Below are 25,883 nucleotides of genomic sequence, written 5' to 3' on the forward strand. Positions count from 1 at the left end.
TTAATTCCTTGCTTGAAAGTTAAGAAACATAAGTACCGGCGTCAAACGGTAAAATTTGTAAAAGCTTTTAGCCATTGTCGCCCTTACTTTGCCGCAAACAGGCAAAAACGAAAAGGAATCGGACGCTCCTCCCGGTTTTTCCGGCCTGTGCGCTGGACAAGCGCGTGCGGCTTCCCCTAAAACAAATCAACGGGATATTCGCTCAGCGGTGATGCTTTAAAGAGACCTTTTCGACCAGGGAGATGCCAACTTGCCACGGATGGAGAAAGGCCGCAGTTCAAGGCGCCATCCGCAAGTGCTCATCGGTCTCGTGGTCGCGAGCTTGCTTGTCATGATCGGCTTTCAGGCGCCCGCAGGCGTCAAGGCGCTTTCCAAGGCCAGCCGCCTCGAGCGGTTGCAGACCGTCGATCTCAGCCGTTCGCTTTCTCTTCGCGACAAGGATTGCGATCGCGGCAATGATTACGATTGCCGAAGCGGCGATGCGGGCCGTGGGTTCCGGCACGGAGAGTTCCCCTCACACGCGCTCAGCATCACCGACAATGCCAAGGCCCCGCTCGTTGCTGTTGCCATCGTGCCACAAGCTTTCCGAGACTTTGCCAGCGTGGTTCCACGCGCGCCTCCGCATATTATGTATTAGTCATCCGGCGGTCATCATCATTGGGTTCATAACGAACCTTGAGGGATCGGAGTCGTCGGAAACCCGCCGTAGGCTCCCATTCCAGAGAGAAAACCGCCGCCGCATATGACACTTGCAACCCTTCTTCCATTTATTGTCGCATTGCCCTTCGTCGGCGCACTCCTGACGGCCTTCATGCCGCGCGACGGCGCGGCCGCTGGCCCGGCCTCCGTCGCGGGCGGCGTCGCCCTCTTCGGCCTAGTCAGCAGCATGTTTTTATATTCCACCATCAGTGGCGGTGGTGTGCTGAAATATGATGTGGAATGGCTACCGCAGCTCGGGCTCAATTTTACCCTGCGGCTGGACGGATTTGCCTGGATTTTCGCGATCCTCATTACCGGCATAGGCCTGCTCGTCGTCCTTTACGCCCGGTATTACATGTCGGCGCAAGACCCGATCCCCCGGTTTTTTGCCTTCTTTCTCGCCTTCATGGGCTCGATGCTCGGCGTTGTCCTGTCCGGCAACGTCATCCTGCTGTCGATCTTCTGGGAAATGACCAGCATATTCTCTTTCCTGCTTATCGGCTACTGGCACCAGAATGCCGGCGCGCGTGACGGCGCCCGCATGGCGCTGACCGTGACCGGCATTGGCGGCTTCAGCCTTTTGGCTGGACTTCTGATCCTCGGCCATATGGCGGGAAGCTACGATCTCGACAAGATCATCGAGGCCGGCGCCGCCATCCGCGCCCATTCTCTCTATCTGCCGGCGCTTATCCTCATTCTCGGTGGCGCGCTGACCAAGAGCGCGCAGTTCCCGTTTCATTTCTGGCTGCCGAATGCCATGGCGGCACCCACCCCCGTTTCCGCCTATCTGCATTCCGCAACCATGGTGAAAGCCGGGGTTTTCCTGCTTGCGCGGTTCTGGCCTGTTCTGGCAGGCACCCCGGAATGGTTCTGGCTGGTGGGCGTGGCTGGCATCATTACCCTGCTGCTCGGCGCCTATTTCGCGATGTTCCAGCAGGATCTGAAGGGGCTTCTGGCCTATTCGACGATCAGCCATCTCGGCCTCATCACCACGCTGCTCAGCCTCGGCAGCCCGCTGGCGGCGGTGGCAGCCATCTTCCACATGGTCAACCACGCCACCTTCAAGGCGTCGCTGTTCATGGCGGCCGGCATCATCGACCATGAAACCGGCACGCGCGACATGCGGCGCTTAAGCGGGCTTTATACCTATATGCCGGCGACCGCGACGCTTGCCATGGCGGCGAGTGCGGCAATGGCCGGTGTACCGCTGTTCAACGGCTTCCTCTCCAAGGAAATGTTCTTTGCCGAGGCGGTCGAGACCCACGCGGATTCTCTTTTGGACCGGGCGCTGCCCTATGTCGCGACGCTGTCCGGCGCCTTTGCCGTCGCCTATTCGCTGCGCTTCATCCACACGGTGTTCTTCGGGCCCAAGCCCGTCGATTTGCCGAACCCCCATCCGCACGAGCCGCCGCGCTGGATGCGTTTTCCGATCGAGTTCCTGGTTTTCGCCTGCCTGATCGTCGGCATCGTTCCGAGCCTGTCGATCGGCCCGTTCCTGCATTCGGCCGTGCTGTCCGTGCTCGGCGCGCAGACACCCGTCTATAGCCTGTCGATCTGGCACGGTTTCAACCTGCCGCTGATCATGAGTATCGCGGCGCTGATCGGCGGTGTGACGATCTACGCCCTGCTTGGCGGCTATTTCTCACGCTGCGATGATGGTCCGCCCGTCTTCCGGCATCTGCGGGGCCAGCGCATCTTCGAGCGCATTCTCGTCACCGTGTCCTGGAAATGGGCGCGGTGGCTGGAAAGCACGCTCGGCACGCGGCGTCTGCAGCCGCAGCTGAGGCTTCTCATCCTCGTGGCGCTTCTCGCCGGTTTCTCGCCTCTGTTCCTTTCGGAATTTTCCCTGTCGCTGCCGCGCGTGACGACCTTCGATCCGATCTTCGCCATCCTGTGGCTGATCGGGATGATTGCGGCCATGGGCGCCGCGTGGCAGGCGAAATATCACCGGCTTGCCGCCCTCGTCATGCTCGGCGTGTCCGGGCTTGTCACTTGTCTCACCTTCGTCTGGCTTTCCGCGCCGGATCTCGCCATCACCCAGCTGCTGGTGGAAATCGTCACCACGGTTCTCATCCTGCTTGGTCTCCGCTGGCTGCCGAAACGCTTCGAGAAAGTGGACAGCAGCGACGAATTACCGGCGCAGCTTCGCCGCGCCCGGGACTTCCTGCTGGCCGCCGCCAGCGGTATAGGCATGTCCGTCATCGCCTATGCCGTGATGACGCTGCCGGTGCCGAATGCGATTGCGACCTATTTCCTGGAACGCGCCTACACCGAAGGCGGCGGCACCAATGTCGTCAACGTCATTCTGGTCGACTTCCGCGGCTTCGACACCTTCGGCGAAATCGCGGTGCTGGCCATCGTTGCGCTCACCGTCTTCGCCCTTCTCCGCCGTTTCCGTCCCGCCCATGAAAGCATCGGCGTGCCGGAACAGCAGCAGATGCAGAACGCCTTCGATGCGGAGCGTCCGGACCGCAGCAAGGGCGATACGGTGCGCGACTATCTCTACGTGCCATCCATCGTGATGCAGTGGATGTTCCCTGTTATCGTCACCTTCTCGATCTTCCTGTTCATACGCGGTCACGACCTGCCCGGCGGTGGTTTTGCAGCCGGCATCACCATGGCAATAGCGTTCCTGCTGCAATATCTCGCCGGCGGCGCACGCTGGGCGGAAGACCGTATCCGCATCCTGCCGCTGCGCTGGATGGGCTTCGGCCTGTTGATGGCGGCGGCAACGGGTATCGGTTCGTGGTACTTCGGCTACCCGTTCCTGACCACCTATTTCCAATATACTGACATACCCTATATCGGCAAAATGCCGACGGCTTCCGCCCTGCTGTTCGACCTCGGCGTCTTTGCGACGGTCGTCGGCTCCACCGTTCTTATTTTGATAGCACTGGCACACCAATCGTTGCGTAACTACCGCGTTCGCACGCCTGAAGCCGCAAAAGCGGAGGACGTGTAATGGAACTCATTCTTGCAATCGGCATCGGTATCATGACGGGCTCCGGCGTCTGGCTCGTCCTGCGCCCGCGCACCTATCAGGTCATCGTCGGGCTCTCGTTGCTATCCTATGCCGTCAACCTCTTCATCTTCGGCGTGGGCGGCATCAAGACCAACGCGCCGCCGGTGCTGGTGAACGGTGTTGACAGCTCGACGCTGGCTGACCCCGTGCCGCAGGCGCTGGTGCTGACGGCAATCGTCATCGGTTTTGCCACGACAGCACTTTTCCTCGTGGTGCTGCTGGCCGCCCGCGGCCTCACCGGTACCGACCATGTAGACGGGAGGGAGTCGAAATGATGTCGTTCCCCTTCCACATCGTCATTGCGCCAATTCTGCTGCCGCTTATCACCGCCGCCCTGCTGCTCTTCTTCGATGAGCGCCAGCGTGTTGCAAAGGCCGCCATCAGCCTCACGTCAACCGTGCTGTTACTGGTCGTCGCGATCCTGCTGTTCCGTGAGGTGAATTCGACTGTCAACACCGAGATCGCGGCCGTAGTCTCAAGCGGTGTCTACCTGCTCGGCAACTGGCCGGCCCCTTTCGGCATCGTGCTGGTGGCCGACCGCCTGTCCGGCCTGATGGTGCTTTTGACCGCGTTGCTCGCCATCCCCTCACTGATCTATTCGATGGCGAAATGGCACAAAGCCGGTGCGCATTTCCATTCGCTGTTCCAGATGATGCTGATGGGCGTCAATGGCGCGTTCCTGACCGGTGACCTCTTCAATCTCTTCGTGTTCTTCGAAGTCATGCTGGCGGCTTCCTACGGTCTGCTGCTGCATGGTTCCGGCCAGCAGCGCGTGAAGGCGGGGCTGCACTACATCGCCATCAACCTCGTTGCCGCGCTGTTCTTCCTGATCGGCGTCAGCCTCATCTATGGCGTGACGGGCACGCTGAACATGGGTGATCTTGCGCATCGCATCGAGGGCCTCAACCCCGACCAGCGCATGCTGCTGGAAACCGGCTCGGCCATCCTTGGCATTGCATTTCTGGTGAAAGCAGGCATGTGGCCGCTGAATTTCTGGCTGCCTTCCGCCTATGGCGCGGCTTCTGCCCCGGTTGGCGGGCTGTTCGCCATCATGAGCAAGGTCGGCATTTATGTCATCGCCCGCCTGTCCTTCCTGCTCTTCGGGCAGACGGCCGGTGAATCCGCGGGCTTCGGCCATGATGCCCTGCTGGTCGGCGGCATCGCCACCATCATCTTCGGAGCCATTGGAGTGCTGGCGTCGCAGGCGCTCGGGCGGCTGGCCGGTTTTTCGGTCCTGATATCGTCGGGAACGCTTCTCGCCGCCATGGGCACCGGCAATCCGACGGTCGCGGCCGGTGCGCTCTATTACATGGTCAGCTCCACGCTCACCATCAGCGCCTTCTTCATGCTGATCGAACTCGTCGAGCGCGGGCAGGATGCGGGTGCGAACGTTCTGGCCGTGACCATGGAAGCCTATGGCGAGGGCGAGGAGGAAGATGAGGAAGAGGAAGTCGGCGTGACCATGCCCGCCACCATGGCGGTGCTCGGCGCCTGTTTTGCCGCCTGCGGCATTCTTCTTGCCGGTCTGCCGCCGCTTTCGGGCTTCATCGCCAAATTCTCCATGCTGACCGCCATTCTCAACCCTTCCGGGCTTGGCGCCAATGACAGCGTTTCCACGCTGTCCTGGTGGCTGGTTTTCCTGATCGTCTTTGCTGGTTTCGCTTCGCTGATCTCCATGACCCGCGCCGGCATCCGCACCTTCTGGGCCTCCATTGAAGGGACGGTGCCGCGTGTTCTCGTCATCGAAATTGCGCCGATCATGCTGCTGCTCGGACTGACGCTTGTCATGACCATACAAGCGGGACCGGTGATGCGTTACATGCAGGAGACGGCGCGTATTCTCGACCTGCCCGCCAGCTATATTCAGGGCGTCATTTCCGCGCCGCGAGCGGGCAGCAACCCGGAGGCAGAGCCATGATGAGCCGTCTCCTCCCCTACCCGCTGCTGACCGTTTCGCTGATCTTCTTCTGGCTGACGATTAACAGCTTTTCGGCGGGGCACCTGCTGCTCGGCACCGGCGTCGCGCTCATCGCCTCCTGGGCGATGGCGTCGCTGAGGCCCGCCAAGCCGCGCATCTGCAACTGGCACAGGCTCGTGCAGCTGATCCTGATCGTACTTTACGATATCGTCAGGTCCAATCTCTCGGTGGCGAAGATCATCCTGTTCCAGCGCGAAAGGGACCGCAAATCCGGCTTCCTGGCCGTGCCGCTCGAGATCCGCGACCCCATGGCGCTCGCCGTTCTGGCAACGATCCTCACCTCGACACCGGGCAGCGCCTGGCTTGAATATAATTCCAGCCAGGGCACGCTTCTCCTCCACGTTCTCGATGATGTGGATGAGGCAGCGTGGATAAGCCTCATCAAGAACCGTTATGAAAAACTGCTGATGGAGATATTCGAATGAGTTCGATTATCCTTTTCTGGTCCTTTTCGCTGGCGCAGCTGATGCTGGCCATCGCCATGACGATATCAGTCTATCGCATCGCCATCGGCCCGCGCGCCCAGGACCGCGTGCTTGGCATGGATACGCTCTATGTCAACGCCATGCTGCTTCTCTTGACCTTCGGTCTGCGCACCGGCAACGACATCTATTTCGAGGCATCGCTGCTGATCGCCATCCTCGGCTTCGTCTCCACCGTTGCCCTTTCCAAATTCATGATGCGCGGCGAGGTGATCGAATGAACAATGCTGCAGAATTTCCGCTCTGGGCCGCCATTCTCGTGGCTTTCTTCGTGCTGCTGGGCGCTTCGCTGACGCTGATCGGCACAATCGGCTTTGCCAGGCTGAACAGCTTCTATGAACGCCTGCATGCCCCCACACTCGGCACCAGCTGGGGCACCGGCGGCATCGTCATGGCCTCGATCATCTATTTCTCCGTCTCCGGCGACCGCTTCGCCTTCCACGAAATCTTCATCGGCATCTTCATGACGGTGACGACACCGGTGTCGCTGATGCTGCTCGGCCGGGCCGCGCTTTATCGGGACCGGGCGGAGCAGAATTCGGATAATCGGGAGCATTTGTGATCGCTCAGATCAGGGCCGTTTCAAAGCCAGAACCTTGCGGAAAGTGAGGGAAATCCTTCTGCTTCGGGCGCTCTTCACCCCGTTAACAATTTCGGATTTGCGAGCTGGGATTTCATGAGTCCAATCGTAACGGCCGGAGCCACTGAGCAGTACGCCTGAACGAGGATGAAGCAGAACGCTGCGTATACCCGGTCCGCGCAAATCACGGAAAACCATCTCGCATGCGGATAAAAGGCTTATCGATACGATCGTATCGTCAAAACAGGGGACACAGTCCACATGCGCGCTGATGCCCTGCCCCGCAAGATACTCGTTCGCAATAACTTGATCCGGCACTGTCCGGCGGTAGCCATCCGCCACTAATCGTTCGGCGAACACGCCCAGCCAGGGCGGCAAAGGCCCGAGATAGGCATCTGGCGTAACAGCGCGCACTTTATAGTCATAACGATAACCGAAATGCTGCACACGACGCTTCAGCTCCGTGCTCCACTCGCCAGCATCCAATCTGTCCGTAATGGAAATTTCTTCCTCTGAAGAGAGGAAGCCATCAAAATAGAGGACTCCGGGCGGTAGAAGAGTTGGACTAGCGACACGATCCACTTGCGGTTTGCTCTCCATCGCCGCTGTCAAAAGCACATTGATAAGGCCATTGATCGGAATTCGCGCGCCGCTAATAACGGCATAGAAACTAAGCGACCAATTTATCAAGAAGAGAACTTGAAATAAATGGTGCCCGGAGGCGGATTTGAACCACCGACACGCGGATTTTCAATCCGCTGCTCTACCAACTGAGCTATCCGGGCACTTCAGGTCCTTGAAGAACCTCCGCTTTTGGCGGTCAGGGCTGTTTTGGTGCCCCGAAAGTGAGCGGGGTTATAACATCTTGTTCGGACATGGCAAGCGCCATCGCGAAGTTTTTTGACAGTTTTTTCACGGTGCCTGTGGATGGCTGAAATGTGTCCCCTGCGAAAGCCGGATTACAAGGGAATCCGCCCTTGAGCATCCACCGGAGCTTACGCATCCGCCCGCCGCCGGGCTCCCGCAAGGCCGCTCCGAGCGAAACCGGCGCGCCCGCATCGGCGCGGCTATGCCCCTTCGCTGCGCCGTGCGGCAAGGCCTAGTGCGAACGGTACCACGGCCACCAGTGCCGCCATGACGGGCGAAGACGCAAAGATGCGGCTGGCGAGCGAGGTAACGGCAACGGAGCGCACCACGGTCATCAGGCGGGAATTCTCGCGGTCACGCTCATGGTGCGGCTGTGCGGGCCTGTGGCGGTGGTGCTGCGCGGCCTCCAGCCGTTTGACGTCGCGGCGGATCTTGTCGAGCTGTTTGCGAAGCTCCTCCAGTTCGGCGCGCAGCGACGGATCGATGGCATGGGAAGCGCGCGTCCTCTTGGTCGCGGTTTTTTCCGTCTTTGCTTCCGCAGCTATCGCCTCGGCCTCTTCGTCCAGTTCGGCCAGATGGTCATCGAGGTCCGAGGGCTTGTCGAAACCGTGGGATCGCAGTGGTGCTTTCATCGCTGTCTCCTGAGGCGTGCTGATTGTGTGGCGGCGGGCGTTTTGCCCGGTCACGCTTTTCAACGCCTCAGCCCGGCAAAGGATGCACGAAAAGCGATGGCATCCGCATAATAAAACAGGCCCCGAAGGGCCTGTTCGATTATCTGGCTTGGTGCCTTATGCCGCTTTCGCGGCGCTGGCATAGGGGTCGAAACGGCCGTAGAAGGTCTCGCCCTTGGCCGCCATGTCCTTCAGGAGCGGCGTCGGCTGGAAGCGCGGGCCATAGGCTTCGCTGAGCTTCTCGGCCAGAGCGACGAAATTCTTCACGCCCATGCCGTCAATGTAGGACAGCGCACCGCCGGTATAGGGCGCGAAGCCGAAACCGAGGATGGAGCCGACATCCGCCTCACGCGGATCGGTTACGATGCCCTCTTCCACCGTGCGGGCGGCTTCCAGCGCCACGGTGACGAGGAAGCGCTGTTTCAGCACCTCCATATCCACGTCTTCAGGCTTCTGCTGCGGATAGAGATCCTTCAGGCCGGGCCAGAGGGATTTCTTGGCGGGCTTTGGCGGGTAGTCGTAAAAGCCCTTGGTGTTCTTGCGGCCGAAGCGACCTTGGCTTTCCACCAGCTTCTTCACCAGTTCCATATGACGCGGATCGACGGCCTTTTCACCGAGATCAGCGACGGTGGCTTTCAGGATCTTGTAGGAAAGATCGATTGCCACCTCGTCATTCAGCGCCAGTGGACCGACCGGCATGCCGGCGAACTTCGCGGCATTTTCGATCATCGCGGCCGGCACGCCTTCGATCAGCATATCGTAGCTTTCCGCCATGTAGCGCAGCACGCAGCGATTGACGAAGAAGCCGCGCGTATCGTTCACCACAATCGGCGTCTTCTTGATCTTGGCCACATAATCCAGCGCGACGGCGAGCGCCTTGTCGCCGGTTTCCTTGCCGAGGATCACTTCCGTCAGCATCATCTTCTCGACCGGTGAGAAGAAATGGATGCCGATGAAATCGATCGGGCGCTTCGAGTTCTTCGCAAGCCCGGTGATCGGCAAGGTGGAGGTGTTGGAGGCGAAGATCGCGCCTTGCGGCAACACGGCTTCCACGGCCTCGATGACGGCCTTCTTCACATCGCGGTCTTCGAAGACGGCCTCGATGACGAGATTGGCATCAGAGAGCGCGGCGTAATCGGATGTTGGGGTGACGAGGTCGAGCAGGGCCTTGCCCTCCTCCTGCGTCAGCCTGCCCTTGCCGATGGCGGCCTTGACGCTTTCTTCGCAATGGCCCTTGCCCTTGTCGGCGGCTTCCTGGTCACGATCCACCAGCGCAACGGGAATGCCGGCTGCGGCGGTGACATAAGCGACGGCAGCACCCATGAAGCCCGCGCCGACGACGCCGACCTTCTTGAACTCCGTCTTCGGCTGGCCTGCCGGGCGGCGCGCGCCCTTGCCCAGTTCCTGCATGGAAATGAACAGCGAGCGGATCATGCCGAAGGCTTCCTTCGAGCGCAGTATCTCGGTGAAATAGCGTTGCTCCACCTTCAGCGCCGTATCGAAGGGCAATTGCAGGCCTTCATAAACGCATTTGAGGATGGCGAGGGCGGCCGGATAGTTGCCGGCGCTTTCGCGGCGCAGGATGGCCGGTGCGGCGGGCCAGAGCTGGGCCGCGGCCGGCGTCCAGATGCCGCCGCCGGGGGCCTTGAAGCCTTTCTCATCCCAGGGGGCGACCGGTTTCAGGCCGTCCTTGATCATCTGCTTTGCGGTTGCGACCAGCTGATCCGGCTCGACCACCTGATGAACCAGCCCCATGGCCTTGGCGCGCGCGCCGGTCAGCGACTGGCCGGTCGTCATCATCTGCAGCGCGGATTGTGCGTCCGTCAGGCGCGGTACGCGCTGGGTGCCGCCGGCACCGGGGAAGATGCCGACCTTGACTTCCGGCAGGGCGATCTTGAGGCTCTTGGCATTCGATGCCACACGGCCATGGCAGGCGAGCGACAGCTCGAACGCGCCACCCATGCAAGTGCCGTTGATGGCCGAGACCCATGGCTTGCCGTTGGTTTCCAGCTTGCGGAACAGGCCGGTCATGCGGCCCACAAGTTCGAACAGCTTTGCCGCCGCTTCATCCGGGTTCTTTACCTTCTCGTCATTGTAGAAGGAGAACATCGACTTGATCATCGAAAGATCGGCGCCGCCGGAAAAGGTGCTCTTGCCTGATGTGAAGACGACGCCCTTGACGGCGCCATCTGCGACAGTCGCGTCAAGAATGGCGTTCAGCTCGTCCATCACTTCAGAGGTGAAGACGTTCATGGATTTTTCCGGCATGTCCCAGGTGACGAGGGCAATGCCGTCTGCGTCCGTCTCGATGGTGAAATTGGTGTAAGTGCTCATTTGGGATTCCTCTTCCCTCAAATTTCCCTGCGGTTACGACAGTCCGATCGCGAGGCCGATACAACCGACCACAAAAACGAGAAACACGATCAAGCCCCAAAGCTCTGCCCGGAGTCGTCGGATGTGGACAGGGGAAACAGGGCGGATGGACGCCCGATGATCCTGTGCCATATCCTTTTCCAGATTGTGCCGAGCCAACTGCTGTTCGATCTCGTTCTTGGGTTGGTCGTAAACCTCGCGCCTCATGGCCTGCCTCAAACGCGCTCGATAACGGTCGCCGTGCCCATGCCCGCGCCGATGCAGAGCGTGACGAGCGCGGTGTTCAGATCGCGCCGCTCCAGCTCATCCAGCACCGTGCCGAGGATCATCGCGCCGGTTGCGCCCAGCGGATGGCCCATGGCGATGGCGCCACCATTGACGTTCATCCGGTCATGGCTGATGTCGAAAGCCTGCATGTAACGCAGCACCACGGCTGCGAAGGCTTCGTTGAGTTCGAAAAGATCGATATCGGCAAGCGACATACCGGTCTTTTTCAGAAGCTTCTCGGTCACATCCACCGGGCCGGTCAGCATCAGCGCCGGATCGGAGCCGATATTGGCGAAAGCCCTGATGCGGGCGCGCGGTTTCACGCCCATTGCCTCACCGCCCGCCTTGGAGCCGACCAGCACGGCGGCAGCGCCATCGACGATGCCGGACGAGTTGCCCGCATGGTGCACGTAGTTGATCCGCTCCACTTCCGGGTGCGCCATGATGCCAACGGCTTCGAAGCCGCCCATTTCACCCGGCATCTGGAATGACGGATTGAGAGAGGCCAGCGCCTGCATGTCGGTGCCGGGGCGCATATGCTCGTCACGGTCGAGGATCGTCAGGCCGTTTGAATCCTTCACCGGAATGACCGACTTGTTGAAATAGCCTTTTTCCCACGCATGCGCCGCACGCTTCTGGCTTTCCACGGCATAGGCATCGACATCGTCACGGGAGAAGCCGTACTTGGTGGCGATGAGATCGGCCGACACGCCCTGCGGCATGAAGAAGGCCGGGAAGTTGACCGAGGGGTCCATGTACCAGGCGCCGCCGGACATGCCCATGCCGACGCGTGACATGCTTTCGACGCCACCGGCAATGACGATATCGTCCGAACCCGCCTTGACCTTGCCGGCCGCGAAGTTGATCGCGTCGAGACCCGAGGCGCAGAAGCGCGAGATCTGCATGCCCGGGGCCTTGTTGGAGTAACCGGCCTCGAAGGCGGCAGCCTTCGGGATCACCGCGCCGGCATCCATGACAGGATCGACGCAGCCCATGATGATGTCATCGACAGCAGAGGTGTCGAGCCCATTGCGGTCGCGGATGGCTTCCAGCGTTTTGGCGGCAAGGCGAACGGAGGGCACCTCATGCAGGCTGCCATCCTTCTTGCCGCGTCCGCGCGGGGTGCGGACATGGTCGTAAATGTAAACGTCGGTCATAAACTCTCTCCCTGCGGCGTGTTTACCGCCAACCTTCTCAGAATGCTTCCGCAGCCAGTTCCATCATGGTGTCCGCGCCGGTTTCGATGCGGGCCTTGCGCAGCGCCGTTTCCGGCATGATGCGCTCCATGTAAAACTTCGCCGTGACAAGCTTGGTCTTGAGGTAATCCTCGTCCGAAGCGCTGCCTGTCGCAAGCGCTTCGCTGGCGGCTTTCGCCATGCGCGCCTGCATGTAGCCCAGCACCACGATGCCGAAGAGATGCATGTAGTCGGTCGAGCCGGCACCGGCATTGTCGGGCTTGGCCATGGCGTTCTGCATAAACCACATGGTTGCGGCCTGCAGGTCGTTCAAGCCCTTCTTCAGGCCCTTGGTGTAAAGGGCAAGCTTTTCATCGGCACGGTTTTCCTCGCAGAAATCGCCGATTTCCTTGAACAGCGCCATGACGGCGCGGCCGCCATTCATGCCGAGCTTGCGGCCGACCAGATCGAGCGCCTGAATGCCGTTGGCACCTTCGTAGATCATGGTGATACGTGCATCGCGGACATATTGACTCATGCCATGTTCTTCGATGTAGCCATGGCCGCCGAAGACCTGCTGCGCCATCACGGCGTGGTCGAAGCCCTTGTCCGTCAACACGCCTTTCAGGATCGGCGTGACGAGACCGAGCAGGTCATCCGCCGCCTGGCGCTGCTTCTCGTCGGCGGCGCGGTGAGCGATGTCGGATTGCAGCGCGGTCCACAGAAGGAAAGCGCGGCCGGCCTCGTTATAGGCCTTGATGGTCATCAGCGTGCGGCGGATATCGGGATGCACGATGATCGGATCAGCCCTCTTGTCGGGGAATTTGGCACCGGAAAGCGAGCGGCCCTGAATACGATCGCGCGCATATTCGACGGCGTTCTGATAGGCGATCTCACCGACCGAAAGGCCTTGCAGGCCAACGCCGAGGCGGGCCTCATTCATCATCACGAACATGGCCGAGAGGCCCTTGTTCTCCGCGCCGAGCAGATAACCCGTCGCATCGTCGTAGTTCATGACGCAGGTGGCATTGCCGTGAATGCCCATCTTGTGTTCGATGGCGCCACAGGTGACGCCATTGCGCTCGCCGAGCGTCCCGTCTTCCTTGACGAGGAACTTCGGCACGATGAACAGCGAAATGCCCTTGGTGCCTTCTGGCGCGCCTTCGATGCGGGCAATCACCAGATGCACGATATTGTCAGTCATGGAATGTTCGCCGGCGGAGATGAAGATCTTCTGGCCGGATATTTTATAGCTGCCGTCGCCCTGCGGTACGGCCTTGGTGCGTAGAAGGCCGAGGTCAGTGCCGCAATGGGGTTCGGTGAGGTTCATGGTGCCGGACCATGTGCCGTCCACCATCTTCGGCAGATAGGTTTCCTTCTGCTCCTGCGTACCGTGCACGAGGACTGCGGCAATCGCGCCCTGCGTCAGGCCGGGATACATCATCAGCGACAGGTTGGCCGACGACATATATTCGCCGATCGCCGCATGCAGCGTATAGGGCAGGCCCTGCCCGCCAAATTCCTGGGGAACGGCAAGGCCGATCCAGCCGCCTTCGCAATAGGCGTCATAGGCAGCCTTGAAACCGTCAGGCACGGAAACCGAACCATCATCGGCGCGCTTGCAGCCCTGCTGGTCACCGGAAAGGTTGAGCGGGAAAAGCCGTTCCTCGGCCAGCTTTGCGGCTTCGCCGGTGATCGCTTCGATCATGTCGGGGGTTGCATCCTCGAAGCCGGGCAGGTTGTTATACCGCTCGAGGCCAAGAACGTCGTTCAGGATAAAAAGCGTGTCTTTGACTGGGGCCTTGTAAACAGGCATTACCGATGTTCCTCCGCATCGTGGGCGCCGGAGCCAGTCCGGCCGATATGCCATGACAATATTTGACGTGCGCGTAAACGTCAAACAAATTTCCGCTGAATATCGCCCTCCTTTTTCGGCCAAACCGACATCTGGCCCGGCGCCAGCTCGCCCTCCGCCACAAAAGTTAAAAAATTCCAACCGTAGTTAACCACTTCTTTACCACGTTTCGTGAATTCTCCCGACAGAGGTAACTGCTTCGTTCATCGGCGCATTTTCCTCCAAGGGGGCAAATACCGGCTCTGGCATTGCTGCATGTTGCGGCGACGGCGTGGTGAGACAGGCAACGTCGCGACAGACAACCGGGCACGGCGGGCGGAAGCGAAGCGAGCGAAAAGATGAACGGATTGCGATCGAAAACCCAACAGCCAAGCGACAGATCGTCTCTTGATGCTCTCAATCGCACCATTGAAGGCCTTGAAGCCCGTATCGAAGGGCTGATGAGCCAGAAGTTCCCGCGCGACCCGCGGGCCGCGAGTGCTCAGCCAGCACCGAAAAACGAGGCCTATGCCGCGCCGCGGGAACCCCGCGCCGCCGTCACGCCGCCGCAGCTCGACCCCGTCAACGAAATCCGCCAGCGCCAGCGTCTCCTCGAAGCGAGCTTCCAGCGCCCGCAGGAGCCCACCGCCCGCCCGGAACGGACGATTACCCGGCCGCTAGCACCGGAATATGGCTCGAGGGACACGCAACAAACGGCCGCTCCCGCGCCGCGTGCCCGCGCCATTCCGCCCTATCAGGAACAGCAGCGCAATGACGCAGCCCTGCAGGAGATCGCGCAGGCGCTGGTCAATCTTCGCCATGAGCTGAAGCACGATATTGCCGAGGGCGTTGCCCGCGAAGCGCAGGGGCTGCGCACCGAAATCCGCAATATCCGCGCGGTGGCGGAAGACCAGCAATTCATCGGTGATCTGCGCGACGATATCGCGCGGCTGGCCGGCAGCATCGACCAGCTCGGCAATCTGGCATCTCCTGACGCCTATGGGCTGCGCAACGAATTCGAGGACCTGCGCCTCACCATCGACCAGCTTGCGCGCGAAGACAGCGTGCACCGGATGGAAAGCCGCTGGAACAATGTTGAAGACACACTGCGCGGTTTCGATGCGGCCTCGCTGCAGGATGAGATCGTTTCGCTCGCCTATCGTCTCGATGACATCAAGACGCAGCTCGGCGGCATGAGCAACAATCCCGCCGTGCGCGTGCTCGAGGAAAAGCTCATCACCATTGCCAGCGCCGTGGAGCAGCTCGGCAAGCACATGCAGCCCAACGAGGCTGCCTTTACCGAACAGTTTTCCGGTCTCGACCAGCGGCTGGACGAAATCAGCCGCGCCATAGCCGCAACCGGCACACGCGCCAATGCGCAGGCAACGGACAACGCGCTGGCGCAGCGGCTGGAAACCCGGCTGAACGGCCTTGCCGAACAGCTCGGCGACATCAACCGCCTTGCCGCCGCCAAGCCGGAACCGGCGTCCGACCTCACCGCCCGCCTCGAAGCGCTCTCCGGCAAGATCGATGAGCTCAGCACCGCGCGCGACGCCGCGCAACTGCATGACCGGCTGGACCAGCTGTCGTTGCTGCTGGAGCGGTCACAGCGCCCCACCCAGCAGGCGGAACTGACGTCTTTCCTCAGCGATATCTCCCGCAAGATCGATGCGCTGGATCACGGCGCTATCAATGACGGCCTCGCCGAGCGGCTCGACCTGCTCTCCCGGCGGATCGAGGACCTCGATTATCGCTATAGCCAGCCGCAACCGGCTTCGGGTCTCAGCGACAGTGCCTTCTCCCGTCTGGAAGAGCGGCTCGGCACGATTGCCGCCCGCTTGGACGAGACCGCCCATGCCGCCCCTGCCGATAGCCGCGCGCTGACAAGCCTCGAAAACCAGATCGCCCATCTGTCGACGCTGATCAGCCAGCCGGTGCCGGTGCAGGCAGCTGGAATATCCCCGGAACTCGACGTCCGCATGGCGGCGATCGAAGACTACATGGCGTCGAACGACGAATACATCATCGAAGCGGCACGGCAGGCAGCCGAGGCCGTTCTTGACGCCTATACCCGCAACAATCTCTCGGCCGGTGCAAACCTTGCCGATATGACGATGCTGACCGATCTTGCGACCGATCTGCGCAGCCTCGAAGCCTTGAGCCGCAATACCGAAGAACGCACGCACCGCACCTTCGAGGCGCTGCATGAGACGCTGGTGCAGATTGCCGGCCGCCTGGACAATCTCGACAGTGCGCCCGCCTATCGCCAGGACGCTCCCCGTAACGTCGCGCAGCACATGGTTAGTAGCGGGCGCGAAGACGTGGCCATGCCGGCCGCCATTTTCCCGGAAGAAGGTTATATCGCCGAAGAGCAGGCCATTCTCGACGATGTCAGCGAAAACGACGAGACCGCGATCGTACCGCCTGCTGCCGCCAAGCCCGCAAAAGCGGAACGGAAGAGCCTGCTCGCCGGCCTGACGAAGCGTTTCAAGACAAGCACGGCGAAGCCCGCAAAGGCCAAGGAAGAACCCGTATCGGCTTCCTCCGCCCGCACGCAGGTTGAGCCCGCGCCGTCGCTCGATCCGATCGACGTTCTGCCGGCTGGCCAGGAGAATGAACTTCTGGAGCCGGGCTCGGGTGCGCCCGATATCAAGAAAATCCTCGAACGTGTGCGTGCCAGCCAGGTCGCAGGCGCGGGCAAGGCCGCCGATGCGGAAGGACGGACGGATTTCATCGCCGCCGCCCGCCGCGCCGCCCAGGCCGCCGCCATGGAAACATCGCCGGAGAAGTTGGACACCGGTAAGAAGAGCCGCAAGGCCGATACTTCGGCACTTTCCCGTTATCGTCGGCCGCTGCTGCTCGGCATCGGCGCCATTCTTCTGGCGATGATGGCCATGCCGCTCGTCAAGACGCTGATCGGCGGCGCGGAAGCGCCGGCACCGGTCATCGAACACAAGATGGAGAATGGCCCGGTTTCCGCGCTTCCCGAAACCGGCGACAAGGCCGTGACCATTCCATCAGGTCTTGCCATCGATCCCGAGCAGGCGGCATCGGCCGACAGTATCGAAAACGCTGCACCCGCGCAGAACATCATCGATAACCGCACCATCGGCGGCGCGCCGCTGCCGGATGAGCCGCCGGTTGCCGATGTTCCCGCCGTGGACCCCGCAAAGTCCGATACAGTCGCGCAGACTGAACTACCGAAACCGGCTGCGGTTGCGACCACGACTATCCCCGCTCAGGATGCCATTTCGGTTCCGGCCGGCATCGAGCCCACATCGCTTGCCGAAGCGGCCGCCAAGGGCGACACGCAGGCGCTGTTCGAGATCGCGGTGCGCTACACTGACGGCCGCGGCGTTGCCGCCGACCGTACGGAAGCAGCAAAGTGGTACAAGATGGCGGCCGATCGTGGCCTTGCCCCCGCGCAATATCGTCTCGCCAATCTTTACGAGAAGGCCAATGGCGTCGAGCGCAATCTTTCCGAGGCCAAGCGCTACTACACGCTGGCCGCTGAGCAGGGCAATGCCGGCGCCATGCACAATCTCGCGGTCCTGCTCGCCTCAGACGCGGCCGGACAGCCGGATTTCACCGCCTCTGCACAATGGTTCATCAAGGCGTCCGAACTCGGCGTTCGTGACAGCCAGTTCAACCTCGCTATTCTCTACGCCCGCGGCAGCGGCGTGAAGCAGGACATCGAGGAATCCTACAAGTGGTTCGCCATCGCCGCCAAGGATGGTGATGCTGACGCCGCCCAGAAGCGCGACGAGGTTGCCGGAGCGATGAGCCCGCAGCAGCTTCAGAGCGCCAAGGCCAAGGTGGATGCCTGGAAGGTGAAGCCGCTTTCGGACGACGCCAACAGCGTCAACCCGCCTGAGGAATGGGCCGGCAAGGAGGGTGTGAAGACTGCCTCCGTGGACATGGAAAAGGCGATCCGCAACATTCAGGCGATCCTGAACAAGAACGGTTTCGATGCCGGCCAGCCGGATGGCAAGCTTGGCAAGAACACCGTGACGGCCATCAGGGACTTCCAGAAATCCGTCGGCCAGACGCCGGACGGGCGCATTACCAACGAGCTTGTCACCGCGTTGCTCGCCCGCAATAAATAAGCCTTGAAGAACCGGTGAAGCGGCCCCCTGGCCGCTTTCGCCCAACCCGGTGCAGGAATGTTGCCGGTTGCCGACACACGGCCGCTATCTTTCCAAATTATCAACGTATTTACCGTTGAATGTTGACAGGTCAGGCCCTCGCGGGCATGACGGATGAAGGCTGGGCATGCCCGGTCTTTTCAGACAGAAAGTGTAAATCGCGGCGCGGCCCCCTCACCCGGACAGGCCCTGCCGCCCGGAACCATTTGCCGAGGTCCGAGCCGTGACTGTCTATCTGCCGATCGCAGAACTGTCGGTGAATATTTTCATCATTCTCGGCATGGGCGCGGCCGTCGGTTTTCTGTCCGGAATGTTCGGCGTCGGTGGCGGCTTTCTGATCACCCCGCTGTTGATTTTCTACAACATTCCGCCCGTAGTCGCCGTGGCGACCGGCGCAAACCAGGTGGTTGCCTCCTCCGTCTCAGGCTCGATCACGCATTTCCGGCGTGGAACGCTGGACGTGAAGCTTGGCACCGTGCTGCTCGTGGGTGGTCTCGTGGGCGCCACGGTGGGCGTGTGGATATTCTCCTTCCTGCGCAGCATCGGCCAGCTCGATCTCATCGTTTCGCTGCTCTATGTCATCCTGCTTGGCACCGTTGGCGGGCTGATGCTGAAAGAAAGCATTTCGGCGCTGCGCCGTGCCGCCCGCAATGAAACCGTGACGCTGCGCCGGCCGGGCCATCACAATTGGGTTCATCGCCTGCCGCTGAAAATGCGGTTCAAGAAATCGAAGATCTACCTCAGCATCATTCCCATCGTTGCGCTTGGCTTCGGCATCGGCATCCTCACCTCGATCATGGGTGTCGGCGGCGGTTTCATCATGGTGCCGGCGATGATCTATCTGCTGCGCATTCCCACCAGCGTGGTTGTCGGCACCTCGCTGTTCCAGATCATTTTCGTGACCGCCTATACTACCGTCGTTCAGGCCGCGACCAACTATTCCGTCGATGTGGTGCTTGCCTTCATCCTGATGGTGGCTGGCGTCATCGGCGCGCAATATGGCGTGCGCGTCGGCCAGAAACTGCGCGGCGAACAGCTGCGCGCGCTGCTTGCCCTTCTCGTCCTTGCCGTCGCGCTCCGCCTTGCCGTATCGCTTGTGGTGCGGCCGGAAGACCTGTTTTCGGTGGCCGTAGGGGGGCTCGGCTATTGACCTTCCGCCCGGTGCTCGTCGCTCTTCTTCTCTTGCCCTTCCTTGCCTTTGGCGAAACGGCCTCGGCGCAGACGCCGCCGCTTGCCCTGCCGCCCGGTCCGCAACAACGGCCGTTGCAGGAAAACATTGAAATCGGCGCATCGACGACCGAAATTCCCATCGCATCTGATTTTCGCGGGGCGGATTTCACCCTCTTCGGCGCGCTCAACAATACCGACCAGCTGCTGCTGGCCATCGGGCAATATGATATCGTCGTGACGCTGGAAGGGCCGAGCGACTATATGACCGTGCGCAAGAAACAGCGTGTGGCGGGCATCTGGATCAATACCAGCGCCATCACCTTCACGCCGCTGCCGGAATCCTACTCCATGGCCAGCACGCGCAATATCAGCGACGTCGCCTCGCCCGGAACGCTGCGCGCCATGGGGCTCGGCGTCGACCATCTGTCGCTTAAAAGCGCTGTCTTCTCCGGCGTGCCCGATAACGTCTTCGATTTCCAGGAGGCCTATCGCCGGCTCAAGCTCTCAAGCGGCATCTATCGCAATGACACGACCGGGGTGCGGCTCGAACGCACCGGCCTGTTCTGGGCGACGCTGCGCCTGCCCGCCAACGTGCCGAACGGCGTGCATACGGCGCGCGCCTATCTTTTCAAGAGCGGCAAATTCATCGCCCAGCGCGAATTGAAGCTGCGTGTCGTCAAGACCGGCATGGAGCAGGCGATCACCGATGCGGCACATCAGACTCCGCTTGCCTATGGCGCGCTCTGCGTTCTCCTGGCCGTCGTGACGGGCTGGGGCGCCAGCATCATCTTCCGCAAGGACTAAGCGTTTCAATCGCGCAAAAGAGAGCCTCCGCCGCCTGCACGGGCAAAGATAGCATTCGCTTCCGTCATCGGTTTGCTGTAAAATTCAATGCGTTACAACCACGCACACAGCTCTTGGCGGCCAGTGTGGCTGTAATCGGGATGAAAAGGAGAAATGTCATGTTCAAGCACATTCTCATTCCCACCGATGGCTCGCCGCTGGCGCAGATCGCAATCGACCAAGGGTTCGCTCTCGCCAGGGAAGCAGGCGCAAAGGTGACCGTCGTGACGGTATCGGAACCCTTTCATGTGATTGCGAGCGACGTCGAGGACATTGCCGCCATTGCCGAAGAAGAATTCCACCGCTGCGAAGAGGCAGAGCATCTCCTGCGGGATACGCAGGCGCATGCCACGGCCATGGGGCTGGATTGCGAGGCCCTGCTGGCACGGGCCGGACGGCCGGATGAGGCGATCATCGAAATCGCCGACCGGACCGGCTGCGACCTCATCGCCATGGCTTCACATAGGCGCAGGAGTTTCATCGAGATGCTGCTCGGCAGCGTCACGGCCAAGGTGCTGAAGAATTCGAAGATACCGGTGCTGGTCTATCGCCAATAGGCGGGGCTGGACGAGATGCGCTCAGCCGAGCAGATTTGAAAACCGCACCGAATAGATGCGGTCCCTCCCCATCAGATGCGCGACGAGAGCGGTATGATCGAAGAGGCCGCGCATGGCCTTATGCCGCAAATCCAGCCCGCCGCTCATGACCCCGAATGCCGGCATCAAAAGCCTCGAACCATCCGTGGCGAAACAAGGGCGCCGCACCGTCTTTTCTCGGCGACGCACGGTGGCGGAGGGATGCAGGTGACCGGCGATTTCACCGGCGGCATCCCCCAGTTTCGGCTCATGGCGGAAGACGAGATTGCCGTAAAACATCTCATCCACCGACGAGCCCGGCAGGTCGACCGTACCATCGGGATCGTGATTGCCGTTGATCCATATCCATTCGCGGCTGCGGGCCATCTCCCGGATGAGTTCGCGCAGCGGCAGCGGTAGATGCTGCGAGCCGACGCGATCGTGGAAATTATCGCCGAGGCTGACGACGATCTTCGGGTCATAACGGCTGACGAGCGAGGACAGGATTTTTAGCGTCGTAATGGTGTCGTAGGGCGGCAGCATGCGGCCACGCCGGGCGAAAGCAGCCCCCTTCTCCAGATGCAGGTCGGAGACGACGAGCAGTGACAGATCCGGCAGGTAGAGCCCACCCAAAGGATCGCACCAGGCTGCGACGCCATGGATGGCGGTTTCGCTGCCGAGGCACTCGAAGCCATTTGAAAACCTGTCGCTCAATGTCAGCCGGCTCAGCACTTTTGTGGTCGTTCCTTCATTCCAATTTCATGCTTCAGGACATGGCTTCCGCGATCAGCTCGTCGGCAGCTTCCGCCAGCACATCGTCCATCGCCTCGCCCGCCACCGTCTCGCGGCCGATTTCCAGCATCACCGGAACGGCAAGCGGCGAGACATGCTCAAGCGCGCGGTGGGTGGTGTGGCCCTTGATTCGTTTCAGCATATCGCCAAGACGGCCAATGTCCAAAAGTCCCGCCGCCGCATCGCGTCGCGTGGCCTCGAGCAGAATATGGTCCGGCTCATGGCTGCGAAGAACGTCATAAATAAGATCGGCGGAGACCGTGACCTGCCGGCCGGTCTTTTCCTTTCCCGGATGACGGCGTTCAATCAGCCCGGAAATGACGGCGCAGTTGCGAAAAGTGCGCTTCAGCATGAAGGATTCGTCGAGCCACGATTCCAGATCGTCGCCCAGCATGTCCTCATCGAGAAGCTCCGCCAGCGACAGGCGGCGGGATTTCAGCCGCATGCCGATATCCTCCATCGCCCAGATGGCGAGTGAATAGTCGGTGGCGACGAAACCCATGGGTTTTGCGCCCGCTCGTTCCAGCCGCCGTGTCAGAAGCATACCGAGTGTCTGGTGCGCCAGCCGTCCTTCGAAGGGATACATGACCATGAAGAAGCGTTTGCGGAAGGGAAAGGTCTCGACCAGCAACTCGTTGCGCTTGGGAATGATCGACTTTTCCTTCTGGATCGCCAGCCAGTCACGGACCTGATCCGGCAAAGCGTGCCAGCGCATCGGGTCCGAGAGCATGGAGCGCACCTGATCCGCAAGGTAGGTGGAAAGCGGAAACTTGCCACCGGCATAGGAGGGGATTTTCGGGTCCATGGAAAAAGCCTGGGACACCAGGCATTCATTCTCTCTGATACCCTCGAAGCGCAGCACCTTGCCGGCAAAGAGGAACGTATCGCCCTGCACCAGTTGCTCGAGGAAATACTCCTCGACCTTGCCGAGCGACATGCCGCCACGCCCGACCGTGCCCTTGGCATTACGTTTGACCATGCGGACATTGAGTTCCGCCGCCTCAACGATGGTGCCGAGATTGAGCCTATATTGCTGCGCGACCGCCGGATTGGAGACACGCCAGCGGCCATCCTTCATCTGGCGGATGCGGGCATAACGCTCATAGGTGCGCAGCGCATAACCGCCTGTCGCGGTAAAATCCACCACCCGATCGAAGGTCGTGCGCGGCAGGTCTGCATAGGGCGAGGCGCTCGTTACTTCACGATAGAGCTCATCGGCATCGAAAGGTTCGGCACAGGCCATGCCGAGCACATGCTGGGCGAGAACATCGAGCGCACCTTCGGCAATCGGCGGCGTATCCTGCGCGCCGATGTAATTGGCGTCCAGCGCGGCACGGCACTCCATCACCTCGAAACGGTTGGCGGGAACGAGGATCGCCTTTGACGGCTCGTCCATGCGGTGGTTGGCGCGGCCGATACGCTGGGCAAGGCGGCTCGCCCCTTTTGGGGCACCGACATGCGCGACCAGATCGACATCGCCCCAGTCTATGCCGAGATCGAGCGTGGAGGTGGCGACGACGGCGCGCAGCCGGTTTTCGGCCATGGCCGCTTCGACCCGGCGGCGCTGGGTCGTATCCAGCGAGCCGTGATGCAGCGCGATCGGCAGATTGTCGTCGTTGATGGTCCAGAGTTCCTGAAAGATCAGCTCCGCCTGGGAGCGGGTGTTGACGAAGATCAGCGTTGTCTGATGCTCCTTCAACGCCGCGTATAAATCCTTCATGGCGTAACGCGCCGAATGACCGGACCATGGAATGCGTTCTTCCGTGTGCAGGATGGAAATATCCGGCTTTGCCCCGCCTTCGACGGTGATGAGACCGGCGGGCGGCTCACCCTGCCCCTGCGGCGCGAGGTAACGGCGCAAATCCATCGGCTCCGCCACCGTGGCCGAAAGGCCGATGAAGCGCACATTCGGAGCGTGCCGGCGCACCCGGGCAAGCGCCAGCGACAGCAGATGGCCGCGCTTGGAGGTGACGAGCGAATGCAATTCGTCGAGCACCACATATTTCAGGTCACGGAAAAACCGTTCGGCCTCCTTGTTGGCAAGCAGCAGCGATACCTGCTCCGGCGTCGTCAGGAGAATATCCGGCGGCTTGATCTTCTGGCGCTGGCGTTTGCCCTGCGGCGTATCGCCCGTGCGGGTCTCTATGGAAATAGGCAGGCCCATTTCGGAAACGGGTCTGGTGAGGTTGCGTTCAATATCCACCGCAAGCGCCTTCAGCGGCGAGATATAGAGCGTATGCACACCCACAAAGCCGGAGCCCGCTGGCACCTTGCCGCGCTCCGCCAGATCGGTGAGCGAAGCCATGAAGCCGCCCAACGTCTTGCCGGCGCCCGTAGGCGCAATCAGCAGCATGTTTTCCCCGCCCCGCGCCCGCGCCATCAGTTCCAGCTGATGGGCGCGCGGAGACCATCCCTTTTCTGCAAACCATTTCTGGAATGGACGGGGCAAAGTGCCGACATGCGTGCCGGACGTGGGGGGCTCGATATGGTTCACCGCTTCAAGGTAGTGAAAAACCAGCGAAAAAGAAGAGCGCAATGCTTCCGCTTGACAGGAAAACAATATCGTGGATAAATAATATCCACGATATTGAAGCAACGGGACATGGGAAAGACCGATGAAACTCGGAGACGGCGTTGAACAGGCCATTCACAGTGTGGGCATGCTGGCGGGACTTTCCGAAGGCGGCTTGCTGTCGGCGGCGGCGCTCGCGGAATTCCACGGCGTTTCCACGAGCTATCTGCTGAAACACCTGCAATCGCTGTCAAACGCCGGCATAGTCGCCACCGTGCCGGGGCCGAAGGGCGGTTACCGTCTGGCCCGGGCGACCGACAAGATCACCCTGCTTGATATTGTGCTGGCGGTCGAGGGGCCTCAACCTGCCTTCCGTTGCGCGGAAATTCGCCAGCGCGGTCCGAACCCCTTGCCGGGGCGTTATTTCACGAAGCCCTGCGGCATCAATGCCGCGATGCTGAAGGCGGAGAAGGTGTACCGGGCGGAACTTGCCAAAACCACAATCGCCGACATTCTGGGTGATCTTGCCGCCAACGACGATGGTGGAATTGCCGCGCGCGGCTGCGCCTTTCTTGACATGAACGAGCGCAAGACGACGACGCGCTGAACTCTAAACAGGACCCCGAATACCCACCAATCACCTTCCCGGACAGCCTTACCGCTTTCCGGACCGATGACGCATGACTTCAACCTATCCCAACCAATGGAGAAACCCATGAAAACCCGTCTCAACTATGCCAAGGCGTCCCCCGAAGCCTTCAAGGCCGTCATGGCGCTTGAAAACTATGTTCAGGGCAGCGGCCTTGAGCGCCGCTTCATTCACCTCATCAAGCTGCGCGCCTCGATCATCAACGGCTGCGCTTTCTGCGTGGACATGCATGTGAAGGAAAGCCGCCATGACGGGCTTTCCGAACAGTGGATCAACCTGATGAGTGTGTGGCGCGAATCCCCCGTTTATACCGAGCAGGAACGGGCGCTGCTCGGCTGGGTGGATGCGGTGACGAAGATTGCCGAAACCGGTGCGCCGGATGACGTCTTCGAAACGCTGAAGGCGCATTTTTCCGACGAGGATATCGTGAAGATCACGGTTGCGATCGGCGCGATCAACACCTGGAACCGCATCGCTGTCGGCTTCCGTTCGCAGCATCCGGTCGAAGCCGCCGCAAAGGCAGCCTGAATCACCTTGACGGCATCGAACGACCGCTACATGGCAATGTAGCGGTCGTTCCGGTGATTGACGGCAAGTGTGAGGTTCATGACCAGCGCGCCAAGAATGGAGCAGAGGATGACAAAAGGTGTGGCGACGAAGAAGGAGCACGCCAGCACCATGCCATCAAAGGCAAGCTGGACGAGGCCGGCGCGCCAGCCGAAACGATCCTGAAGATAAAGCGCCAATATGCCGAAGCCACCGAGGCTGGTGCGGTGGCGAAACAGAGCCAGCATGCCTGCGGCAACTGTCAGTCCGCCGAAGAGTGCAGCAGCAATCGGATTGATGCTCTCAAAAGCAAAAAAGCCCGGCATGTATTCGGACAACAGCGCCGTCATGGCGATGGCGCAGAAGGTCTTGATGGTAAAGGCGAGGCCGAGACGGCGGAAGGCCAGATAATAAAACGGCAGGTTGGCGAGAAAAAATACCACGCCGAAGCTGAAGCCACTGGCGTAATGCGCCAGAAATGCGAGCCCCACCACGCCGCCGGTGAGAAGGCCTGCGGCGGAAAACAGCGTGACGCCGAGTGAAATCAGCATGCTGCCCGCCAGAATAGCCTGTGCATCTTCCAGCAGCGAATGGCGATCGGGCGCCGACGTCCAAAGGTTCAATCGCCTGCGCGCACTGGTATCGTCCATGCATCTTCCCCTGACTGACTTGCCCGATCTGGCCCGATCCTGGTCAGCTATTG

At 60.9% G+C, this 25,883-nt stretch carries 22 protein-coding genes and 1 tRNA gene; 13 read left to right on the top strand and 10 right to left on the bottom strand.

All coding sequences use genetic code 11. The features are described 5' to 3' along the window. The first annotated feature begins 259 nt into the window (after positions 1 to 259). The 7 genes from O8B93_RS01390 to mnhG all read left to right on the top strand — a co-directional run bounded on the left by O8B93_RS01390 (position 260) and on the right by mnhG (position 6,743). Positions 260 to 637: a hypothetical protein gene (locus O8B93_RS01390; protein ID WP_269708622.1), complete on the top strand. Its 378-nt coding sequence runs from the start codon at positions 260 to 262 to the stop codon at positions 635 to 637. Between the two features lie 105 nt (positions 638 to 742). After that, complete coding sequence (locus O8B93_RS01395; RefSeq protein ID WP_269708045.1) at positions 743 to 3,661, top strand: monovalent cation/H+ antiporter subunit A; 2,919 nt, start codon at positions 743 to 745, stop codon at positions 3,659 to 3,661. Beyond that, positions 3,661 to 3,996, top strand: a complete 336-nt coding sequence (locus O8B93_RS01400; protein WP_003503487.1) for a Na+/H+ antiporter subunit C — start codon at positions 3,661 to 3,663, stop codon at positions 3,994 to 3,996. The genes O8B93_RS01395 and O8B93_RS01400 overlap by 1 nt, the downstream gene beginning before the upstream one ends. After that, a complete protein-coding gene (locus O8B93_RS01405; protein WP_269708046.1) occupies positions 3,993 to 5,639 on the top strand; it encodes a monovalent cation/H+ antiporter subunit D in 1,647 nt (548 codons plus the stop codon). The genes O8B93_RS01400 and O8B93_RS01405 overlap by 4 nt, the downstream gene beginning before the upstream one ends. Further along, on the top strand, positions 5,636 to 6,124 hold the full coding sequence (locus O8B93_RS01410; RefSeq protein WP_269708047.1) for a Na+/H+ antiporter subunit E: 489 nt from the start codon (positions 5,636 to 5,638) through the stop codon (positions 6,122 to 6,124). The genes O8B93_RS01405 and O8B93_RS01410 overlap by 4 nt, the downstream gene beginning before the upstream one ends. Further along, positions 6,121 to 6,402, top strand: a complete 282-nt coding sequence (locus O8B93_RS01415; protein WP_006313274.1) for a K+/H+ antiporter subunit F — start codon at positions 6,121 to 6,123, stop codon at positions 6,400 to 6,402. Before O8B93_RS01410 ends, O8B93_RS01415 begins: the two co-directional genes overlap by 4 nt. Further along, the gene (mnhG, locus tag O8B93_RS01420; protein ID WP_111784629.1) at positions 6,399 to 6,743 is read left to right on the top strand and encodes a monovalent cation/H(+) antiporter subunit G; all 345 of its coding nucleotides are present in this window, start codon (positions 6,399 to 6,401) and stop codon (positions 6,741 to 6,743) included. Before O8B93_RS01415 ends, mnhG begins: the two co-directional genes overlap by 4 nt. 9 nt (positions 6,744 to 6,752) lie before the next feature. Here mnhG and O8B93_RS01425 read toward each other — a convergent pair whose 3' ends face one another. The 7 genes from O8B93_RS01425 to O8B93_RS01455 form a co-directional block, all read right to left on the bottom strand. Beyond that, positions 6,753 to 7,361, bottom strand: coding sequence for an alpha-ketoglutarate-dependent dioxygenase AlkB (locus O8B93_RS01425; RefSeq protein WP_269708048.1), 609 nt, complete (start codon positions 7,359 to 7,361; stop codon positions 6,753 to 6,755). A 109-nt stretch (positions 7,362 to 7,470) separates the two neighbouring features. Then, positions 7,471 to 7,546 (bottom strand) — tRNA-Phe (locus tag O8B93_RS01430). Positions 7,547 to 7,828: 282 nt separating this feature from the next. Next, positions 7,829 to 8,260 (bottom strand): hypothetical protein, encoded by a 432-nt coding sequence (locus O8B93_RS01435; protein WP_269708049.1) that lies wholly within the window; start codon positions 8,258 to 8,260, stop codon positions 7,829 to 7,831. Positions 8,261 to 8,416: 156 nt separating this feature from the next. After that, on the bottom strand, positions 8,417 to 10,633 hold the full coding sequence (locus O8B93_RS01440) for a 3-hydroxyacyl-CoA dehydrogenase NAD-binding domain-containing protein (RefSeq protein WP_269708050.1): 2,217 nt from the start codon (positions 10,631 to 10,633) through the stop codon (positions 8,417 to 8,419). A gap of 33 nt (positions 10,634 to 10,666) precedes the next feature. After that, a complete protein-coding gene (locus tag O8B93_RS01445; protein WP_269708052.1) occupies positions 10,667 to 10,879 on the bottom strand; it encodes a hypothetical protein in 213 nt (70 codons plus the stop codon). Between the two features lie 8 nt (positions 10,880 to 10,887). Continuing rightward, positions 10,888 to 12,096, bottom strand: a complete 1,209-nt coding sequence (locus O8B93_RS01450; protein ID WP_269708053.1) for an acetyl-CoA C-acetyltransferase — start codon at positions 12,094 to 12,096, stop codon at positions 10,888 to 10,890. A 37-nt stretch (positions 12,097 to 12,133) separates the two neighbouring features. Further along, entirely contained in the window at positions 12,134 to 13,930 is a 1,797-nt protein-coding gene (locus O8B93_RS01455) for an acyl-CoA dehydrogenase C-terminal domain-containing protein (RefSeq protein WP_269708054.1), read from the bottom strand. A gap of 377 nt (positions 13,931 to 14,307) precedes the next feature. Between O8B93_RS01455 and podJ the strand changes: the two genes are divergently transcribed. The 4 genes from podJ to O8B93_RS01475 all read left to right on the top strand — a co-directional run bounded on the left by podJ (position 14,308) and on the right by O8B93_RS01475 (position 20,663). Continuing rightward, positions 14,308 to 18,054, top strand: coding sequence for a cell division protein PodJ (podJ, locus tag O8B93_RS01460; RefSeq protein WP_269708055.1), 3,747 nt, complete (start codon positions 14,308 to 14,310; stop codon positions 18,052 to 18,054). A 262-nt stretch (positions 18,055 to 18,316) separates the two neighbouring features. Next, the gene (locus tag O8B93_RS01465) at positions 18,317 to 19,243 is read left to right on the top strand and encodes a sulfite exporter TauE/SafE family protein (RefSeq protein WP_269708056.1); all 927 of its coding nucleotides are present in this window, start codon (positions 18,317 to 18,319) and stop codon (positions 19,241 to 19,243) included. Further along, positions 19,240 to 20,067 (top strand): TIGR02186 family protein, encoded by an 828-nt coding sequence (locus O8B93_RS01470; protein WP_269708057.1) that lies wholly within the window; start codon positions 19,240 to 19,242, stop codon positions 20,065 to 20,067. The genes O8B93_RS01465 and O8B93_RS01470 overlap by 4 nt, the downstream gene beginning before the upstream one ends. Before the next feature lie 158 nt (positions 20,068 to 20,225). Further along, a complete protein-coding gene (locus O8B93_RS01475; RefSeq protein ID WP_269708058.1) occupies positions 20,226 to 20,663 on the top strand; it encodes a universal stress protein in 438 nt (145 codons plus the stop codon). 21 nt (positions 20,664 to 20,684) lie between these two features. Here the strand turns inward: O8B93_RS01475 and pdeM are convergent, their stop codons facing one another. Together pdeM and O8B93_RS01485 are read right to left on the bottom strand one after the other, a co-directional pair. Further along, positions 20,685 to 21,413 carry a ligase-associated DNA damage response endonuclease PdeM gene (gene pdeM / locus O8B93_RS01480; protein ID WP_269708059.1) on the bottom strand — a complete coding sequence of 243 codons (729 nt, stop codon included), beginning with the start codon at positions 21,411 to 21,413 and terminating at the stop codon, positions 20,685 to 20,687. Between the two features lie 34 nt (positions 21,414 to 21,447). Beyond that, complete coding sequence (locus O8B93_RS01485; RefSeq protein WP_269708623.1) at positions 21,448 to 23,967, bottom strand: ligase-associated DNA damage response DEXH box helicase; 2,520 nt, start codon at positions 23,965 to 23,967, stop codon at positions 21,448 to 21,450. A 121-nt stretch (positions 23,968 to 24,088) separates the two neighbouring features. Between O8B93_RS01485 and O8B93_RS01490 the strand changes: the two genes are divergently transcribed. Both O8B93_RS01490 and O8B93_RS01495 read left to right on the top strand, forming a co-directional pair. Continuing rightward, a complete protein-coding gene (locus O8B93_RS01490) occupies positions 24,089 to 24,592 on the top strand; it encodes an RrF2 family transcriptional regulator (protein WP_269708060.1) in 504 nt (167 codons plus the stop codon). A 108-nt stretch (positions 24,593 to 24,700) separates the two neighbouring features. Further along, positions 24,701 to 25,162 (top strand): carboxymuconolactone decarboxylase family protein, encoded by a 462-nt coding sequence (locus O8B93_RS01495; RefSeq protein ID WP_269708061.1) that lies wholly within the window; start codon positions 24,701 to 24,703, stop codon positions 25,160 to 25,162. Between the two features lie 26 nt (positions 25,163 to 25,188). On the opposite strand, the gene O8B93_RS01500 is transcribed toward O8B93_RS01495, so the two are convergent. Continuing rightward, positions 25,189 to 25,830, bottom strand: coding sequence for a YitT family protein (locus O8B93_RS01500; protein WP_269708062.1), 642 nt, complete (start codon positions 25,828 to 25,830; stop codon positions 25,189 to 25,191). Between the last annotated feature and the right edge of the window lie 53 nt (positions 25,831 to 25,883).

Source organism: Martinezella rhizogenes (assembly GCF_027460065.1).
Taxonomy (GTDB): domain Bacteria; phylum Pseudomonadota; class Alphaproteobacteria; order Rhizobiales; family Rhizobiaceae; genus Agrobacterium; species Agrobacterium rhizogenes_C.

What these genes read in the sequence shown, in the direction of transcription:
- O8B93_RS01410 (WP_269708047.1), top strand. Translation starts at nt 5,636, where the DNA reads ATGATGAGCCGTCTCCTCCCCTACCCGCTGCTGACCGTTTCGCTGATC.
- mnhG (WP_111784629.1), top strand. Translation starts at nt 6,399, where the DNA reads ATGAACAATGCTGCAGAATTTCCGCTCTGGGCCGCCATTCTCGTGGCT.
- O8B93_RS01425 (WP_269708048.1), bottom strand. Translation starts at nt 7,361, where the DNA reads ATGGAGAGCAAACCGCAAGTGGATCGTGTCGCTAGTCCAACTCTTCTA.
- O8B93_RS01390 (WP_269708622.1), top strand. Translation starts at nt 260, where the DNA reads ATGGAGAAAGGCCGCAGTTCAAGGCGCCATCCGCAAGTGCTCATCGGT.
- O8B93_RS01415 (WP_006313274.1), top strand. Translation starts at nt 6,121, where the DNA reads ATGAGTTCGATTATCCTTTTCTGGTCCTTTTCGCTGGCGCAGCTGATG.
- O8B93_RS01445 (WP_269708052.1), bottom strand. Translation starts at nt 10,879, where the DNA reads ATGAGGCGCGAGGTTTACGACCAACCCAAGAACGAGATCGAACAGCAG.
- podJ (WP_269708055.1), top strand. Translation starts at nt 14,308, where the DNA reads ATGAACGGATTGCGATCGAAAACCCAACAGCCAAGCGACAGATCGTCT.
- O8B93_RS01395 (WP_269708045.1), top strand. Translation starts at nt 743, where the DNA reads ATGACACTTGCAACCCTTCTTCCATTTATTGTCGCATTGCCCTTCGTC.
- O8B93_RS01475 (WP_269708058.1), top strand. Translation starts at nt 20,226, where the DNA reads ATGTTCAAGCACATTCTCATTCCCACCGATGGCTCGCCGCTGGCGCAG.
- O8B93_RS01405 (WP_269708046.1), top strand. Translation starts at nt 3,993, where the DNA reads ATGATGTCGTTCCCCTTCCACATCGTCATTGCGCCAATTCTGCTGCCG.
- O8B93_RS01500 (WP_269708062.1), bottom strand. Translation starts at nt 25,830, where the DNA reads ATGGACGATACCAGTGCGCGCAGGCGATTGAACCTTTGGACGTCGGCG.
- O8B93_RS01440 (WP_269708050.1), bottom strand. Translation starts at nt 10,633, where the DNA reads ATGAGCACTTACACCAATTTCACCATCGAGACGGACGCAGACGGCATT.
- O8B93_RS01450 (WP_269708053.1), bottom strand. Translation starts at nt 12,096, where the DNA reads ATGACCGACGTTTACATTTACGACCATGTCCGCACCCCGCGCGGACGC.
- O8B93_RS01495 (WP_269708061.1), top strand. Translation starts at nt 24,701, where the DNA reads ATGAAAACCCGTCTCAACTATGCCAAGGCGTCCCCCGAAGCCTTCAAG.
- O8B93_RS01435 (WP_269708049.1), bottom strand. Translation starts at nt 8,260, where the DNA reads ATGAAAGCACCACTGCGATCCCACGGTTTCGACAAGCCCTCGGACCTC.
- O8B93_RS01400 (WP_003503487.1), top strand. Translation starts at nt 3,661, where the DNA reads ATGGAACTCATTCTTGCAATCGGCATCGGTATCATGACGGGCTCCGGC.
- O8B93_RS01490 (WP_269708060.1), top strand. Translation starts at nt 24,089, where the DNA reads ATGAAACTCGGAGACGGCGTTGAACAGGCCATTCACAGTGTGGGCATG.
- O8B93_RS01455 (WP_269708054.1), bottom strand. Translation starts at nt 13,930, where the DNA reads ATGCCTGTTTACAAGGCCCCAGTCAAAGACACGCTTTTTATCCTGAAC.